The 18,377-nt window shown below is 38.6% G+C and carries 14 protein-coding genes; 6 read left to right on the plus strand and 8 right to left on the minus strand.

Annotated features, from left to right (window positions below; all coding sequences use genetic code 11):
- Nucleotides 1–20: 20 nt before the first annotated feature.
- A complete protein-coding gene (locus tag MTF66_RS15930) occupies nucleotides 21–2,018 on the minus strand; it encodes a formylglycine-generating enzyme family protein (RefSeq protein WP_248527644.1) in 1,998 nt (665 codons plus the stop codon).
- Nucleotides 2,019–2,353: 335 nt separating this feature from the next.
- On the opposite strand from MTF66_RS15930, the gene MTF66_RS15935 reads away from it, so the two are divergent.
- A complete protein-coding gene (locus MTF66_RS15935; RefSeq protein WP_055012253.1) occupies nucleotides 2,354–3,262 on the plus strand; it encodes a 1-aminocyclopropane-1-carboxylate deaminase/D-cysteine desulfhydrase in 909 nt (302 codons plus the stop codon).
- Nucleotides 3,263–3,266: 4 nt separating this feature from the next.
- On the opposite strand, the gene MTF66_RS15940 is transcribed toward MTF66_RS15935, so the two are convergent.
- The 3 genes from MTF66_RS15940 to MTF66_RS15950 form a co-directional block, all read right to left on the minus strand.
- The gene (locus MTF66_RS15940) at nucleotides 3,267–4,751 is read right to left on the minus strand and encodes an EAL domain-containing protein (protein WP_248527645.1); all 1,485 of its coding nucleotides are present in this window, start codon (nucleotides 4,749–4,751) and stop codon (nucleotides 3,267–3,269) included.
- A gap of 511 nt (nucleotides 4,752–5,262) precedes the next feature.
- Nucleotides 5,263–5,964: a single-stranded DNA-binding protein gene (gene ssb, locus MTF66_RS15945; RefSeq protein ID WP_248527646.1), complete on the minus strand. Its 702-nt coding sequence runs from the start codon at nucleotides 5,962–5,964 to the stop codon at nucleotides 5,263–5,265.
- A gap of 20 nt (nucleotides 5,965–5,984) precedes the next feature.
- Nucleotides 5,985–7,352, minus strand: coding sequence for an MFS transporter (locus tag MTF66_RS15950; RefSeq protein ID WP_138569792.1), 1,368 nt, complete (start codon nucleotides 7,350–7,352; stop codon nucleotides 5,985–5,987).
- Nucleotides 7,353–7,515: 163 nt separating this feature from the next.
- On the opposite strand from MTF66_RS15950, the gene uvrA reads away from it, so the two are divergent.
- Nucleotides 7,516–10,341 (plus strand): excinuclease ABC subunit UvrA, encoded by a 2,826-nt coding sequence (gene uvrA / locus MTF66_RS15955; protein ID WP_010390457.1) that lies wholly within the window; start codon nucleotides 7,516–7,518, stop codon nucleotides 10,339–10,341.
- 25 nt (nucleotides 10,342–10,366) lie between these two features.
- Entirely contained in the window at nucleotides 10,367–11,428 is a 1,062-nt protein-coding gene (locus tag MTF66_RS15960; protein WP_010390456.1) for a hypothetical protein, read from the plus strand.
- Nucleotides 11,429–11,568: 140 nt separating this feature from the next.
- On the opposite strand, the gene MTF66_RS15965 is transcribed toward MTF66_RS15960, so the two are convergent.
- On the minus strand, nucleotides 11,569–13,713 hold the full coding sequence (locus tag MTF66_RS15965) for a transcriptional regulator (RefSeq protein ID WP_010390455.1): 2,145 nt from the start codon (nucleotides 13,711–13,713) through the stop codon (nucleotides 11,569–11,571).
- Between the two features lie 282 nt (nucleotides 13,714–13,995).
- On the opposite strand from MTF66_RS15965, the gene MTF66_RS15970 reads away from it, so the two are divergent.
- A complete protein-coding gene (locus MTF66_RS15970; protein WP_010390454.1) occupies nucleotides 13,996–14,346 on the plus strand; it encodes a hypothetical protein in 351 nt (116 codons plus the stop codon).
- A 27-nt stretch (nucleotides 14,347–14,373) separates the two neighbouring features.
- A complete protein-coding gene (locus MTF66_RS15975; RefSeq protein ID WP_054202538.1) occupies nucleotides 14,374–15,294 on the plus strand; it encodes a TraB/GumN family protein in 921 nt (306 codons plus the stop codon).
- A 121-nt stretch (nucleotides 15,295–15,415) separates the two neighbouring features.
- On the opposite strand, the gene trpS is transcribed toward MTF66_RS15975, so the two are convergent.
- The 3 genes from trpS to rpe are packed head-to-tail and all read right to left on the minus strand — an operon-like array spanning nucleotide 15,416 to nucleotide 17,802.
- A complete protein-coding gene (gene trpS, locus MTF66_RS15980) occupies nucleotides 15,416–16,420 on the minus strand; it encodes a tryptophan--tRNA ligase (protein WP_248527647.1) in 1,005 nt (334 codons plus the stop codon).
- A gap of 33 nt (nucleotides 16,421–16,453) precedes the next feature.
- Nucleotides 16,454–17,119 carry an HAD-IA family hydrolase gene (locus MTF66_RS15985; RefSeq protein WP_075170534.1) on the minus strand — a complete coding sequence of 222 codons (666 nt, stop codon included), beginning with the start codon at nucleotides 17,117–17,119 and terminating at the stop codon, nucleotides 16,454–16,456.
- Complete coding sequence (gene rpe, locus MTF66_RS15990) at nucleotides 17,119–17,802, minus strand: ribulose-phosphate 3-epimerase (protein ID WP_010390446.1); 684 nt, start codon at nucleotides 17,800–17,802, stop codon at nucleotides 17,119–17,121. Before rpe ends, MTF66_RS15985 begins: the two co-directional genes overlap by 1 nt.
- Before the next feature lie 275 nt (nucleotides 17,803–18,077).
- On the opposite strand from rpe, the gene MTF66_RS15995 reads away from it, so the two are divergent.
- Nucleotides 18,078–18,377 (plus strand): hypothetical protein, encoded by a 300-nt coding sequence (locus tag MTF66_RS15995; RefSeq protein ID WP_010390444.1) that lies wholly within the window; start codon nucleotides 18,078–18,080, stop codon nucleotides 18,375–18,377.

Raw genomic sequence — 18,377 nt, forward strand, 5'->3', positions numbered from 1 at the left:
GTGTGCTTCCTCATTAAATATTATTGTTCGCTCATTAAGCGAAAGCCAATGTAATTAGCTCTAAAATCTGGCGCTAGGATTAAACGCGTTGAGGCACGAGCGAGGCTAGGAGCAAAGTTCCATGCGCCGCCACGAACCACAGCATTTTTTTTATTCTCTGTGCTACTAGTCCATTCCCATACATTGCCCACTGTATCGTATAAGCCAAATGCATTTGCAGAAAAAGACCCTACCGGAGCGGTGCGTTTGTTTGACCATTCGCTACCACACCAACCACAGTTTGCTAAGTTTTTACCAATTTCGTTACCCCAAGGGTACTCAGTATCTGTACCTGCACGCGCAGCATATTCCCACTCAACCTCTGTTGGCAGACGATACACTTGTGCTGTTTTATCAGAAAACCATTCTGCGTAAGCCGTAGCATCATTTTTTGTCAAACACACAGCTGGAAAATCATTTGTTTGCTCAAACCCTGGAGCTCGCCAATTTAAGCTCGCTTCCCAAACGGGTTCACCATTTAGATAATAAGCACAGCCTTTGCTTTTTTCAGCTTCAGTCTTGTATTGTGTCTCGTTTACAAACTTCTCAAATGCGCCAACAGTGACTTCTTTACTTTGCATGACAAAAGATTCACTAATCGTTTTTTCAACAACAGGACGCTCGTTTTCCAGTCCATTGCCGTTAATATCGCCCATTTTAAATGTGCCAACAGGGATTATTACGGCTGACGAATCCACTGTTGGTGGCTGCGTATCAACTTCCATTCCCTTAGGACAATCTGCTTGTATTATTTGCTCTCGCTTTTTAGTCGGTGCAGCAATCGACTCTGACTTTTTTTCTAACTTAGCAAAAAGCGTGCGTGTCTTTTTTAAGTCAATACGTGCTTTATAAGGGATGTAACCCTCTTTGCGTATTTCTAATTTATGCAAACCACGCGGTAATCTTGTTACTAAGCGAGTTGAACCTACACTAATGTCGTTAATAAAAACTTCATCACCATGTACGTTAGAACGCAAAGTTAACTGAATTAACTGATCTTTCTTTTGTTCAGCGACCACTTTAGGCTTTTTATTAACTATTTTAGCGACCGCTTTATTATCCGTATTATCGCTGAATGTTAACTGACTATCAGAAAAAGTAGTGCTATAAGCTGGCTGATAAGTATTTGTCAGCGGGGTACCATACTCTGAACAAAAACTGTTATTTACACTTAATAAGTGACATAAACGACTACTGTTTACATCCCCACGCATAGTAACGCTTAAATTGACGTTGTAATCACCTTGGCCGCTAAATGCGCTCTTAATGACGTGACTACTTAAAATCTGTACTTGTGCCCCTGACATGTCTCGCTTAGGTTCAACCAGACGTTTTTCTGTAAGGTTTTCAAAAATTTGATCTAAAAAGCGATTAGTGGCTTTTTTCAGCCCCATCTGCTGGCCGCGTTGTTCACATGCAGCTAGTGTTTCAGTACGTTTACAATTAAGGGTATGATCGACCTCCAGTGTTCCCTCGCGGGTAAACTCATTGCGCAGTCGCTCTACACGCGCAGTAGTGTATTGCACTTTTAAACTTTCGATGGTGTTCTGAAGTGCATGTTTATCAGCGCGAATTTGCTCAATATCTTTTAGATGGGATGCAATTGCCGCCAATTGCATAGAAATATCATTTTTATTTTGTTCTTGATCAACAACGGCTTTTTGATAACGCGATTGTGCAGAAGTAATATCAAGCGACGGGTTATCAATTAAGCGTCGGTACATATCATTCATCGCATCTAACGCTTGATTTTTTTCTTTATCAAGTTGTGTTGAACGCGCTCTTAGCAATTCAAGTTGGGTTTGAAGCTGATTTTCTTCTTGTAAATATTTATCGAGCATCGTTGTTGAACGAGTGTATTCTGTTTGTTTCGTATTAATCTCTGATTCAATTCTGTTTACAGTAGTTGTATCTTGTGCAAATACTGTGCTGGCAAAAAAGCTAGCAGAAATTAACAGAGATAAAGGAGCAATTCGCATATATTCCAGTCCCAAAAAAGCGGCAATTATTTGGTTATTATTATTTTTTATAATAAAACCTTATGCTATGTACTTGAAGCACAAAACACAAGCTTTGTTCATTTATTATCTCAGTTTACAACTATTATCCCGTTTCATGCCAGTAAATAACCGTTTCATTTGTACTAAATAGCTAATTTATTTAACAACATCGATATTTATCTGCCATTTACGCCCAAAAGATACCAATTTAACGGCGTATTCATATTTTTTAATTTGCTTAAGTAATAAAATTTAAGTCAAAATAACGCTATTAAACAGCACATTCACCATGTAACTAATAAAAAAGAGTGATAATGCCAATACCATTCAATATTAATGAACATAGTTATTTACAACCAATTAGTAACAAATTGCTAGCAGAAAAAAACATTACGTTAAACATTAAGCGTGATGATTTATTGCACCCTGTTATTAGTGGTAATAAATGGCGTAAGCTCAAATACAATTTAGCTCGCATGCAACAACAAGGCAAAACAGAGTTACTGACCTTTGGTGGCGCTTTTTCGAATCATATTCACGCGTGTGCAGCCGCAGGAAAAGAATTTAACCTAGTAACTCACGCAATTGTGCGCGGACCTGAACTTGACCTCAATAATCCAACGTTAAAATTTGCAAAGCAATGTGGCATGCAATTACATGTAGTTAATCGATTAGAATACCGACAACGAAATGATAAAGCATACTTATCGGCATTACAGGCTCGATTTCCCAATGCGTATATTCTGCCTGAAGGAGGCACTAACGAGTTTGCTTTAGAGGGATGTAAAGAACTCGCCCAAAGTTTACCTGAGCACGACTACTTAATCTGTCCTACTGGCAGTGGTGGAACATTGGCGGGCTTAATAGAGGGCAGCTCAAATAAAAGCACCCTACTAGGTATTGCCGTTTTAAAGCAAGCCGACTACCTGAGAGACGAAATACGAGCCCTTAGCCCTAGAGCTAAATCACAAAGTAATTGGCAATTACTTACACAATTTCATGATGGCGGTTATGGTCGTTTTACCTCTGAACTGTGGCAGTTTTGCCAATATATGTTGCAACAATATCAGTTACCACTTGAGCCTATTTACAGCGGTAAAATGATGTATGCACTTTGGCAGCTCATTAACAACGACTACTTTCCCTCTGGCAGCAAAATTATTGCAATTCATACAGGTGGGCTGCAAGGTTTAGACGGGCTAAAATATCGTGGACTTGTTTAATTAGCTAATGAAATGCAACTTGAGTGAAGTCGGGTAATAATCCAGAAAAATACCCCCCTTGTGCAGTACTAACACCTATCGCTTTTAAAAATTGCAGTTCCTGATACGTTTCTACACTTGAGGCCACCACTGGCAGACTCAATAATTTGCCAATATGCACAATTCCCCTGACAGATTTTTGCTGGAAATAATTATGATCTATTCCATGAACAAGTTCATAGGCCAAATTAAGCCCCACTATTTGCTTATTATGGGTGAAGTTAAATATACTTTTACTACTTCTGACCTCATCTATAACGATATTAAAGTTGAGCGCTGTTATGGCCGAAAAAGCAGCCTGCAATCGATCTTGGTTATTTAAGAAATCAGCCTCATTTATCAAAAACTGTAACGTATGCACGCTTTTCAATTCACTCATATGTTTACTTAGCCAACCCCAAAACTCACTATTAAACCAACTTTTAGGATGCAATTTAATACTAATAACAGACGGTGACTTTTCTATTAACAGCAGTTTTTTAACTTGCATAACAACTGCTTGGTCTAGTAATAGCGCCTCATCCTCATTGTAAAACTGACTTATATAATCTTGATTAAATAGTTGTTTATTTGCCTTATCGCTACTTTTAATTAAAACATGATGTTTAATAATAATGCCACTATCCAACTCGTATACAGGTTGAAATAAAATCGCTAATTTTTGCTTTTCAATTCCCTGCTTGACCAAGTTTTCATCAGCCACCTTAAGGTGACTGCAATTGAGTGCCAATTGATGATAATGCTTCACTCTACTTTGCATTGATAGTGTGAGTGACGATTTGGCAAGCTGATACACCATCACCTGATCAGCATTCGAGTAGTAAGTACACACACCTAACTTTATACTCTCGTCAGCCACTCTAGGGGCTAAAATATAGGCTGCGTTAAGCATGCATTGATGTAAATGTTTAGCACAATTTGCTTTCTCAATCGCACTAACCCCTTTGAGAGTAAAAGCAAAATTACCCGCTGTTAATAACTTAACGGATATTACAGCCGTATTGGTAAAATCTTTTGCTAGTAATACTTTAAGAGTCGCTTGTAAGTCCGTATTTATATCAAAATGACATTCGCATTGAATGAGTGCAAATATATTATAGCCAATTGTTTTCTGCTCCTTGGCTGCTGTCTTTAATACCGATAGTGAAGGCATTGTTTTAGGCGTATAACACACTTTTTTATAGCTATCGCTTTGGTTACGCTTTAATACCATTGAGTTATTTACTCTCGTTTTGAGTAATATAGCGCGCCTAACAGCAAAAATTATGACCAAAATAAACACATTCATTATTATAAATAGGTCACTGTAGGCATACCAAAGAGGCCATGAATATAACAAAACCCCTTTTGAATTAGAGCTGAAGTATTGCTTTTGCTGCTTAACATAAACAGAAACTTTATCTGGAGCTAGGGTAAAAGGTGTATTTGTTAAAAGTTGTTGCTTATTCACTAGTGGCTGCTGTAATTGCTTAGCGAGTTCTATACCTGTTTGCTTATTTTGATATTGTAAAACTAAATTTAAACCACTATTAAAAATAACAAATAGCATAAAACACAGAGCGTAAAATAAGGCACTAGCGTAATTGGTAAACTGAGACTGACTGGCTTTCATAACTTACCCGCTCATTAAATAAGTTATTAAAGTGTTGTCTACTATTTGCAATTGCACAAGCCAACCGTAAAAGTTTAGTAGCTGTTTTATTATTAATACTTAATGTTTATAAACATTATATTTAGTCATAAGTAATCGCTGCACCTTATTGGCACAGGTGGGAGGTTTGTTACAAATTAAACAGATTGACGTTGCTATGCTTTGTAAACCTTAAAACAATGTATAAATTTCTAATGAGAGTTATTCACTCATATAAAGATAAGCGAAAGGTATGGTAACTAGTCTCAATAAAAAAGCCCTGATTACTCAGGGCTTTTTTTTAAAACTTTCTAAACTAAAAAGTTGGAAGTTAGAACGGAATATCGTCATCAAAGTCGATTGTTGGTTCCATAGGGTTTGATGCGCCACCTTGCGGTGCATTTTGCGGCTTAGGAGCAAACCCGCCTTGCTGTTGTGGTGTATTATTTTGCTGAGGTGCAAAGCCACCTTGTTGCTGTGGTTGGTACTGGTTATTTTGTTGTGGAGCCGGCTGCTGGGCAGGTGCAGATTGTTGCTGTGGAGCATAACTGCCTTGCTGACTATTCTGGCCTTGGTTATTTTGACCATAGCTACCGCTTTGCTGTCCGCCTTGGTTACCTTGATAACCGCCACTTTGTTGACCACCTTGGTTACCTTGATAGCCACCGCTTTGTTGGTCGCCACCGCGTGCACCTAACATTTGCATTTGACCTGTAAAACCATCAACAACAATTTCTGTGGTGTATTTTTCTTGGCCCTGTTGGTCAGTCCATTTACGAGTTTGAAGCTTACCTTCTACGTAAATTTGTGAACCCTTGCGGCAGTATTCGCCTACAATTTCAGCTAATTTGCCAAAAAATACCACACGGTGCCACTCAGTTTTATCAACCATTTGGCCAGTGTTTTTATCTTTATAGCTGTCTGAAGTTGCTAAGGTAATATTTGCTACACCATTACCATTAGGCATGTAACGAACTTCAGGATCTTGCCCTAAATTACCAACCAAAATTACTTTGTTCACACCGCGTGCCATGGAACCATCTCCTATAAACGTTAGATTAAACCAGCCACTCTTCGGGCTTGGTCTAGGTCAAATTCTTTATCATTAATCTTTAAGTAGCTTCGACTTTCATCGCGAACTACGGTTGCTTCTATTACGCCGGGTAAAGCAACTAACTGAGAAGCTAGTGTTTGTGCCTGCTCTTCAGAATCTAATTGGGTCATTAAACTAATAACTTTGCTTTTCGGTGGGACTTGCATTTTCCACGCAATAATAAGCCATATTACCCCAACAAGTGCCGCCGCCGCAAACACAGCTTGCGTACTGGTGGTTTGTGCTACATACCCACCCAACATACCGCCTAAAAAAGCACCTAAGAACTGGCTAGATGAATACCCACCCATAGCGGAGCCCTTTTGGCTTGCAGGCGCAATACGAGACACAAGAGCCGGCATAGTGGCTTCTAAAAAGTTAAAAGCAACAAAATATAACAGCATACAAACCGCAATGCCAACAACGCTATTGGCCCATATCGACATACTTAACATACTGACTATTAAGACCATCACTGAACCAATAAAGGCTTGTTTTTCTTTCTCTTTTTTAATTGCCACTATCATTACTGGCACCATCAAAAAAAACGCTAAAAATAAAACCGGGATATAAAGCTGCCAATGGTTTTCAGCCACAAGTCCATCTTTAATTAGTTGACTTGGCAATACTACAAAAATAGTCGTCAATGTTAAATGCAGCAATAATACACCTGCATTTAGACGCGCAAGCTGCGGATGTTTAATTAGCTTTTTAATGTCACTAAAGCTGGCAAGTGTATCGCCTTTAGGGGCTTTATTTATTGCACTAGGCACCAGCATAGTGACAATAAAAATTCCTAATACAGCCAGTATAGCAGTTAACCAAAACACTCCGGCTATACCCCATGAAGCTGCCACAATTGGCCCAAGTAGCATAGCGAAGGCGAAGCTCATACCTATGCTCATACCAATCACTGCCATGACTTTTGGTCGTTGTTCGTCACGGCTTAAGTCTGATGCAAACGCTAATAGTGCGCTGGCGATAGCACCCATACCTTGTAAGGCACGTCCTACCGTCACCATTTGTATAGACTCGGCCAAAGCAGCAATCACTGAGCCTAAAGCAAATACAAGTAAACCACCTACAATCACTTTTTTACGGCCAATTTTATCGGATAGTCTTCCCATTGGGATTTGTAATACGGCCTGCGTTAAACCATACGCACCAATTGCAAAACCTATCCATATAGGTGAAAAGCCTTCAAGCGATTGACCATAAATAGCTAAAACAGGCATCAGCATAAACAAGCCGAGCATTCTAAATGCAAACACACTCGCTAACGATACGGCGGCGCGTTTCTCTCGTGAATTAAGTGAAGATGCGGTCATTATTTGCGTGATCTTACTGTGTGAAAAAATTAGGCAAGGATTCTATCACAAGCTTGGCAATAATTAATCGTCTATAACTAAGGATTTTTTCAATGATCAAGGATTAATATTGCAGCGTATTATGCGATACTGAACAAATAATTTTGGCAATAAACGAGATAGCATGGAAAACATTGAAGTCCGAGGCGCCCGCACGCACAATTTAAAAGACATCAGCCTAACCATCCCACGTGATAAACTAATTGTTATCACTGGCTTATCTGGTTCAGGAAAGTCATCACTTGCATTTGATACGCTATATGCAGAAGGGCAACGCCGGTATGTTGAATCACTCTCTGCTTATGCAAGGCAGTTTTTGTCATTAATGGAAAAACCTGACGTAGATCATATTGAAGGCCTTTCCCCTGCTATTTCCATTGAACAAAAATCAACCTCGCATAATCCCCGTTCAACCGTGGGAACCATTACTGAAATCTACGATTACCTGCGTTTAATGTTTGCACGGGTTGGCGAACCTCGCTGTCCAACTCATGATCTTCCTTTAGCAGCGCAAACAATTAGTCAAATGGTCGATACCGCATTAGCGCTGCCTGAAGGCACTAAGTTAATGCTACTTGCTCCTGTTGTTAAAGACCGTAAAGGTGAGCATGTAAAACTATTAGAACAGCTTGCCAGTCAAGGTTACATTCGCGCTCGTATAGATGGTGAAGTATGCGACTTATCCGATCCACCACCGCTAGATTTACATAAAAAGCATACTATTGAAGTCGTGGTGGATCGCTTTAAAGTCAAAGACGGCCAGCAACAACGTCTTGCGGAATCATTCGAAACGGCACTAGAAATGTCAGGCGGCGTTGCCAACATTGCTTTTATGGACGATAGCAGTGCTGAAGAAATGCTGTTTTCAGCAAATTTTGCCTGCCCAACCTGTGGCTATGCGATGACCGAACTTGAACCGCGTTTATTTTCGTTCAATAACCCTGCAGGAGCTTGTCAAAGCTGTGATGGTTTAGGCGTAAGACAATACTTTGACCCTAATCGCGTGGTTCATAACCCTGAAATAAGTTTAGCTGGCGGTGCAATTAAAGGCTGGGATAAACGCAGCTTTTACTATTATCAAATGTTGCAAGCAGTTGCACAGCATTACGATTTTGATTTAGATGTTCCTTATCAAGAGCTTGCAAAAGAACATAAAAAAATTATTTTAGATGGCTCTGGTGATACTAAAATTGCATTTAATTATCGTAATGACCGCGGTGATTTAATTACACGTAATCATGTATTTGAAGGCGTGTTAAACAATATGAACCGCCGCTACCGTGAAACTGAGTCAAACTCAGTGCGTGAAGAACTAGCCAAATATCAAACCAGCCAAGCCTGCCCTAGTTGTAAAGGCTCACGTTTGCGCCAAGAAGCACGCAATGTATTTATTGGTCAAACTAACTTGCCAACCATTACGCATATGAGTATTGGTGAGGCGATGAGCTTTTTTGAAGGTTTGCATTTAACTGGGCAAAAAGGCCAAATCGCCGAAAAAATTCTAAAAGAAATTCGCGATCGCCTATCGTTCTTAATAAATGTAGGTCTAAATTACTTATCACTTGAGCGCAGCGCCGACACACTTTCAGGCGGTGAGGCACAGCGTATTCGCTTAGCGAGTCAAATTGGTGCTGGGTTAGTGGGTGTTATGTATGTACTGGATGAACCTTCAATTGGTTTGCACCAACGTGATAACGACCGTTTATTAAAAACTTTAGTTCATTTACGCGATTTGGGTAACACCGTCATTGTTGTAGAACACGATGAAGACGCCATTCGTGCCGCTGATCATATTATTGATATTGGCCCAGGTGCTGGCGTACATGGCGGCCATGTTATTGCTCAAGGTACACGCGATGATATTTTAGCAAGCAAAGACTCGGTTACCGGCCAGTTTTTATCGGGCGTGCGTAAAATAGAAGTACCTAAAGAGCGCCATGCTACTAACGAGAAATGGTTAGAACTGTTTGGAGCAACGGGTAATAACTTAAAAAATGTTGATTTAAAAATACCTTTTGGCTTAATGACCTGTATTACCGGCGTATCTGGTTCGGGTAAATCAACGCTCATTAACGATACCTTATTTAAACTTGCTCACACAGAACTCAACGGCGCAACTACTGCAGAAGCAGCTCCTTATGGGTCAATTGCAGGACTTGAGCACTTTGATAAAGTAATTGATATTGACCAAAGTCCTATTGGCCGCACACCGCGTTCAAACCCTGCCACTTATACTGGTATTTTCACTGGTATTCGTGAGCTGTTTGCGGGTACTCAAGAAGCCCGTTCACGCGGTTACAAAGTGGGTCGCTTTAGCTTTAATGTTAAAGGTGGGCGTTGTGAGGCGTGCCAAGGTGATGGCGTTATCAAAGTAGAAATGCACTTTTTACCAGACGTATATGTACCGTGTGATGTATGTAAGGGTAAACGTTATAATCGCGAAACCTTAGAAGTACAATATAAAGGCAAAAACATCAACCAAGTGCTCGACATGACCGTTGAAGATGCCCATGACTACTTTGATAAAATACCGGCTATAGCACGTAAACTTAAAACCCTAATGGATGTTGGACTCTCTTATATCCGTTTAGGCCAAGCCGCTACAACACTTTCTGGTGGTGAAGCACAGCGAATTAAGTTAGCACGTGAGCTTTCTAAGCGTGATACTGGAAAAACCTTGTACATTCTTGATGAGCCAACCACGGGACTTCATTTTGCTGATATTGAACAGTTATTAGTGGTGCTTCATCGCCTACGCGATCATGGCAATACCATTGTAGTAATTGAGCATAATTTAGATGTAATAAAAACTGCCGATTGGATCGTTGATTTAGGCCCTGAAGGTGGTGCTGGCGGCGGTGAAATACTGATTGCAGGCACACCAGAAGAAGTGGCGGAATGTCAGCGCTCACATACTGGGCACTACTTAAAACCGCTATTAAATAAATAGCGGTAATACACTTTGAGGAAAGCCGGTGTTAAGGTATTTAAAAGTTGCAAAATGGCGTGCTAATAAACAGTTTAAGCAACAGCAAAAAAGCTGGCAACCACACCAAATTAAACTGCTGAGTCATATAAAAAGCATATGGTTTAACCTTAACACCGCGCAAAAGCTTTACCTTCTTGCACTTATAAGTTTAGCTATTTTTAAGTTAACCTGGTTGTGCGCCAGCATCACCATTGTTGCACTAATCGTAGAGTTTTGGCCCAAGTTTAATCAGCTCTGGAATTCACTCGCTGGCAAAGCACTTATTTTGGTATTTTATGCCAGTATTGCTAACTTTGTTCTAGCAGGTGCAAGCGGTATAGTGAATGAAGTAACGCAAGTATCAGCTAATCATTTTAACTACACCCACAACTTTGCCACTTTATTATATTTACCGCCTTGGACACTGGGGATAACCCTAGCAACCTTACTCGGCTTACAGCTTATTTTGCCATTTTACATCATCGTTTTACTGCTTATAAAACCCTTTGGCTCTGATCGTATTAAATTTATCAGTCAAAGCTATTCGCCGCTTCTCACTGCATTTACGCGCTTTTTTTTAGCTACTGTGGTGTTTGTAAGTTTAATCGCATTCATTGATGACAAACCGCCTGAAAAAGTATTAAACGACATAGTAAATAATTTTGAAAATAGTAAGTCTATTGCAAATAAGTCACCCGCAGAACAGGAACAAGCAATAGAAGAGTTAAGTGAACAGATAGAAAAAAAACTTCCCTCTTCAGACAATGACAAAACTCAGACAAAAACATTTGGTATTCGCTTAGAAGGCGAAGACGATAATACCCAGACAGTTAAGCAGTTTTTAGATACTAAAGGCTACTTTGAGCGCAGTAAACGCTTAATCGCTATGTTTGCCTATAGTTATGAAGCAGATAGCTACTCTCGCTGTAAAAAGTCAAAAGAGAGTAAGTCAATTGAGCTCAATGATTACGAAATTGTTGAAATAACGCCTGATCAAAGTATGCCTTATGGCTATCAATTTATAGTTAGAGCCTGTGAATCTGCCGGTATTTCAGCTATGAAACATTAAAATAAAATGCCGCTAAATTAGCGGCATTTTTGCAGATAAAAACACAGGCTTATGAGCGCGGAATAAACCCAACCGCATCATAAACTGCTTTTAATGTTTTCTCAGCACGGGCACTGGCTCTCTCTGCATAATGAATAGCGCTATTCGCCCCAACTAATTTGTACTATTTGCATATCTTTATACTTAGATCCCGTAAATAATATTTCATTGCTTTCGTTTACCTCAAAACCAATAGGTCGAAAGTCCACGTGTGTATCTTGTATGGTTTGATCTTGTAAATTTAGTCTAGCGATTCTTGAAATAGAATCTGAATAATAGAAATAGTCTTTACTGATCCCATATGCAACTGACTTTTTGGCATTTTTAGGTAATTCCCAGCTTTGCCTATCGGATAAGCGAATTAACTGATTATCGTTGGTTACGTAGCCGTTACCTTTACTATCTGAAATGAGTTTATTCGCTTTTATTCCTTCTATTACATGAGTATCACGAGTTAGTAAATTAAACTCTGCCAATATATTTTTTGTACCAAGGCGCTTAATATAAATAATGCTTTCGTTATTTTTTGACCAAATATAGCTTACTATTTCATGTTTATTAAATTCTTCTAATGGATAAATTTTTTGAGTGTTTACGTCATAAAATAAAAAGCTTTTATTTTTTATGAACATTATGCGCTGCTTATTGGGAGAAGCTCTGAGCATTCCTAATGCAAAAGTCGAAGGGGCATCATCATAATTAAAAAAGCTGAGTTGCTTTGTAAAACCATTTTGAGAGAGCCATAATTGACTGCTGCCAGAACGCTCAGATACAAAAACATGCGCAGGCCCTTCTTTATTAACTATTTCAATAATGTTGTAGTCGTCTTTATCACTTTTATAGAGCGTTTCATATTTAGGTGTATCGCCAAAAGGGTCTGTTACTTTAATTAGCGAGTATGATTGGGTTTTATTCTCTGAATAAAAAAGACTATTGGCAGAGTGCACTGCTATATAATAAGGAGTTATATTTGGGGTTACTGTTAGTGTATTTTTAACAGTGCTTTTTTCATCAAATATAATGGTTGAAAGCTGTGTTCCTTCAAATACTATTATGCCTTTATCGTCTGCAAGCCAGTCAAACGCGAAGCTAATTATACTTTTCTTTGCTTTAAATAAGCGCTTGGTTTCGTGGGTTTCAAAGTCGTAACTAAATACAGAAAAAGGCTTACCCTTTTGACTAAGTATATACGCTATTTTATTACCAGATTGAGATAAACGCGGCATGATCGCGCCGTACATTACACCTGGCGGTGGGATCACTATAAACTCTTTTTTAAGTTCTAAATCAAATTTATATAAGCCTGAACCATCATGCTCATTTTTATATTCGGTGTAATAAATATGCTCACCACTTTCGTCTACTTGCGCATAGCCTGTGTATCTAAAGTCACACTTTTTAATAGAGGTAGCCTCCCCTATAACAGGAAACTGGCTTAGATCAACGAGTACCATTTCACACTTTTGTTGTTTTAAATTGGTAGCTTGTAATAACACTGAGTGCTGATTTAATTGCCACGATAAAATAGATACCTGAAAGCCAGGATAGGTAATTTCAACTTCCCTTTGATCAGATAGTCGCTTTACAAATGCATGCATTACGTCATTTTCAGGTTCTATATTGGTGTAAGCTAAATATTGTTTATCTGAGGATAATTCAGGGTGAACTTCACTACCTATATTCCACGTGCTTGCTACCTTATTAACCGTGATCTGTTTAATCTTTTCGCTAGAAGGTGCATTAATAAAAAACAACCCTAACCATACTAAAAAGCACAGACAAATAATGACGACTAAAGAATAGATCAAAAACTTTTTACTATTCGTTCTTTGAACCGGTTGAGAAGTAGTTGCAGTCACTACCTCTTCATTTTTGGCAAAAAAATCCGGTGAGTCAGGCAAAAAGTTTGCAGGCTCTTCAAAAACGCTTGTTTGCGTTAAACGCTCTGGTATTACGGTTAGACTGTAACCTTTACGGTAATGAGTTTTTAAAAGCGGTGCTTTTTCAGTTGGGTGGGCAAGCTGCTTTCTTAACTCTGAGATTGCACGGTTAATCGCATTATCATCAACAAAGCTCTGTTGCCACACACTTTCAATAAGCTCTTGTCGAGAAACAATGTGTTGAGGCTTATTTATAAAGTGCAGTAATAGCTTTACTAAAAGTGGGTCTAATTCCCTTTCCATATTGTTTGAAGTAATCACACAGCGATTACTAATAAATTGCCAAGGTCCGATTTGATAATTCATAGTTTTACATATTTTTATTTTTCAACAACCCTACCACAGGTACACTTTTTAATATAGCTAGGTTAATTTAAAACCTTATATTCACAGATAAGGTTTTTGACTAACTCTCTAATTTAAAACAACAAAAAAAATAAAAACCTTATAAATAAATCACTCATAACTAGATAAGCGACTCTAGATAAATTTAGCGATATTCTTTAAAACGTCATCAACAAGCAGCTTACTAAACACGACTTTTTAATAGTAATTAAGCTGACTTTTAAACATAAAAAAGGTTTCATTATGAATAACGCAACTAAAAAAGTATTACCCGTAATTTTATTAGCAACAGTATTTAGTACAGCCTCTGCAGTCGCTACAGAAAGTAAAAACAACACGCTACTAACCAATTCAGATCAATGTGCAGCGGGTGAAATAGTCATCAATAGCAATCAAATAATTTATGCTACCAACACTGACTCACTCATCAAGCATGAAGTAAACACTGAAACATTATTTACTAGTATAGAGAACCAAATTGCAACCGACTTTGAATCGTCCATCAACAAGATGAACTCAAAAATTGATAGTAACCTTTCAAAAATAACGTCGTCACTAACAACTTATATAAGCACTATTTTAACCAATCAATAATAAATAAAATTACATTAAGGAAGTGTTATGAATACATTTACTAAAAAAGTTCTTTCAGCAACCGTATTATTGAGCGGCTGCTTATTAGCAACGACTGTACAAGCACAAAGTTCAGTGTGGCAAGTGAGTAAAGGAAATGACTCATTATTTATTGGCGGCACAGTACACATTTTACCTAAGTCAGAGATGCCTCTACCAGTGGAGTTTAACCACGCCTATAAGCAAGCAGATACGATTGTATTAGAAGCACCAATACCTGATCCTAGCGATGCACAAGCACAAATGAAAATGTTGAGCGCACTATCTTATGAAAATAATGAAACATTGAGCCAAAAGCTAACTCCAGAGGTAAAGCTCGCATTAGAAAAAAAGCTGGCTGAATTTGGTGCAAACCTAACTAAATTAGATAACTTTCGTCCTGCAATGGTTAGTATTGTGCTGATGTCGATGGAGCTGCAAAAACAAAATTTAATGGGTGAAGGCGTTGACGCTTACTTTACTAAAAAAGCGACCTCAGATAATAAAGAACAACAATACTTAGAGACTATGGCGTTTCAGTTAGAGTTATTTAAGACTATGGGTGAAGGTAGCGAAAATGACTTTATCAAAAATAATTTAGCTGGGTTTGATAATTACGGTGTGATGTTTAAAAAATTACTCTCAGCTTGGCGTAAAGGTGATACGCAATCGCTCTACACAGTAGCACTTGAACCGATGCAAAAAAATGATCCTGCAACTTATAAACAATTAATGACTGATAGAAACAATAACTGGTTAGTTAAAGTGGAACAAATGTTTAACAACGATAAAAGTGAATTCGTACTTGTGGGAGCAGGCCACCTCGCCGGAGAAGATAGCTTACTGACATTACTTGAAAATAAAGGCTACCAAGTATCTTTAGTTGATATTAACAATACAACTTTCAAAACAATCGCTAAGGCCGAGTAATGGATAAAACAGACAAGCAAGCATTGTTACTTTTGTCTATATTTAGCTTTTTAATGTTAATCAGCGTAATATAAAAAATGCCGCTAAATTAGCGGCATTTTTGTATCTGCAAAAAACAGGCTTATGGGCGTGGAATAAACCCAACCGCATCATAAACTGCTTTTAATGTTTTCTCAGCACGGGCACTGGCTTTCTCTGCACCCATTTTCATAATGTCATTTAATAACGTTTGGTCTTCACGTATTTCTTTAAAACGAGCCTGAATTGGCTCTATCATGCTGACAACAGCTGCTGCGGTGTCTTTTTTCAAGTGACCATACATTTTATCTTCGTATTCAGGGACTAGCTCTTCAATTGAACACTTAGTCGCAACACTTAATAAGGTAAGTAAGTTAGAAACACCTGGCTTTTCACTACGATCAAAATAAATGCGTGCTTGTTCGTCTGAGTCGGTAACCGCTTTTTTAAGCTTTTTCTCAATCTTTTTCGGCTCGTCTAACATCATAATAAAACCATTTGGGTTTTCATCAGATTTAGACATTTTCTTCAGCGGATCTTGCAAGCTCATAACTCGCGCACCAAACTCAGGAATATAAGGTTCTGGCAGCGTAAAAATGTCGCCATATACATTATTAAAACGATTCGCAATATCACGAGTTAACTCTAGGTGCTGCTTTTGATCTTCGCCAACTGGTACTTTATCAGCTTGGTATAATAAAATGTCAGCTGCTTGCAAAGCTGGATAAGCAAATAAACCCACATTAATATTATTTGCATGCGTTGCCGACTTATCTTTAAACTGGGTCATGCGATTAAGCTCACCCATTTGCGCATAACAGTTTAATACCCAACCAAGTTGTGCATGTTCTGGCACTTGAGATTGAACAAATAATGCCGCTTTTTCTGGGTTAATGCCACACGCCGTATATAAAGCAACACCATCTAAAACGCGAGCACGTAATAACTCAGGGTCTTGGCGTACAGTAATTGCATGTAAGTCGGCAAGCATAAAGTAGCTATCATATTCTTCCTGTAGCTTAACCCACTGGTTAATAGCGCCAACATAGTTGCCTATTGTCATACCACCGGTTGGCTGCATGCCACTTAATACTACTGGTTTACTCATGATTTTCCTTTATTTTTACTTAATTTGAAATGCTTAACGCTGCGTTAGTGTCGGTATTATAGCTAAGAAGTTATCGCATAGGTACTGTGGATTATAATCCCCTAGCTGCTCTCCTTGATGATACCCATAAGTAAGGGCTATCACATCAATACTAGCAGCTTGTGCTGCCAGTATGTCACTCTTTGAATCACCGATCATAATGGCTTTATCTGGCGAAATATTCAATGCATTACAAGCAAATAAGAGTGGCTCAGGTGACGGTTTTTTTGCCATGTCGTCACCGCAAACAATTACTTCAAAATGACTGCGAATAGCCAGTTTATCTAAAAGTAGTTCAGTAAAGCGGCGTGCTTTATTGGTAATAAGTGCTTTGGGCATACCACTAAGGGCTGCGAGTCCAGTTTCAACATGCTGATATAATACGCTGTATTCACCAACCTGCTCACTGTAATGTTGATAAAACAGGTTGATAGCTCGTTCGCTTAAAGCCTCATCGAGGTGCTCACTAATTTGCATATCACCGCATAGAGCTCGCTTTACTAACACCTCTATGCCATTACCTACCCAGCTTTCAACTAATCGCTGACTAACTATGGGAAACGCTAAATCACTTAGCGTAAGATTTAAGGCCATATATAAGTCATACACGCTATCAACTAGCGTGCCGTCTAAGTCAAATAGTGCAGCATCATATTTCATTATTTAATACTTTCTAATTGTTGGCGCATTTCATCAATTACGCTTTTATAGTTAGGCTGATTAAAAATAGCAGAGCCTGCAACAAACATGTCAGCCCCCGCTTCAGCCGCTGCAGCTATGTTATCTACTTTAATACCGCCATCAACTTCTAAACGAATATCACGCCCTGAATCAATAATGCGTTGCTTTGCCTCTCGCAGTTTTTCCAGTGTTTGTGGAATAAAACTTTGCCCACCAAACCCAGGATTTACTGACATTAATAAGATCACATCTACTTTATCCATCACGTGATCGAGGTAACTTAAACTTGTTGCAGGGTTGAACACTAAGCCAGCCTGACAGCCTTGATCTTTTATCAATTGCAAAGTACGGTCAATATGCTCACTGGCTTCTGGATGAAAGGTAATAATTGATGCACCCGCCTCGGCAAATTGTGGAATTAAGCTATCTACCGGTTTTACCATTAAATGAACATCAATAGGGGCTTTAATCCCATAATCGCGAAGTGCTTTACACACCATTGGGCCTATTGTTAAGTTAGGGACATAATGGTTATCCATTACATCAAAATGGACAACATCAGCTCCTGCAGCTAACACTTTGTCGACATCTTCACCAAGGCGTGCAAAATCTGCAGATAATATTGAGGGCGCTATTAAGTATTTTTGTTCACAGTTGAGCATCGCTAATCCATTAATGAATAATTTATGGCGTTAATGTAACTTAATTAACGATGTTACCCAAGTAACACCTTTAAAAAATAGCGCTAAGATAGCAACACCAATGACAAACTGTCTTTAACTATAACAACAGTTAAGCTGCGTGAGCTAAGAAGGATAAAACATGCTTATAAAAAATTCTGCGGTATGATTAGCTGTGAATATAACTAAAAATAAAGTGTATTATTTAAGCGATTTTTGTTATGCTTCGCGAAGAACTAAATTATTAGGTTTATATTATGCGTGCTTTTAAAATTGGATTATTAATCACGTCGGTAAGTGTCATTATTGGAGCAGCGTCGCTTTCTTCAAATACGGAGCAAGAATTAAGCTCTGCCAACACTTGTTTTCATAAAGAGCAAACTAACGCTATCAATCATAGCGTAAACCGCTGTATTCAAATTGAAGAAGATTCCTCATGGGCTTCTTGGTTAACCGGCGATAGCCGCAGTGCACAGTTCCATTATCTAGACTTCCTAGAGTTATTAACAGGTACTGATGACAATCACAAACCCTCTTCAATCAAACCATTATTTTAA

The sequence above is a fragment of the Pseudoalteromonas sp. 2CM39R genome (assembly GCF_023161845.1).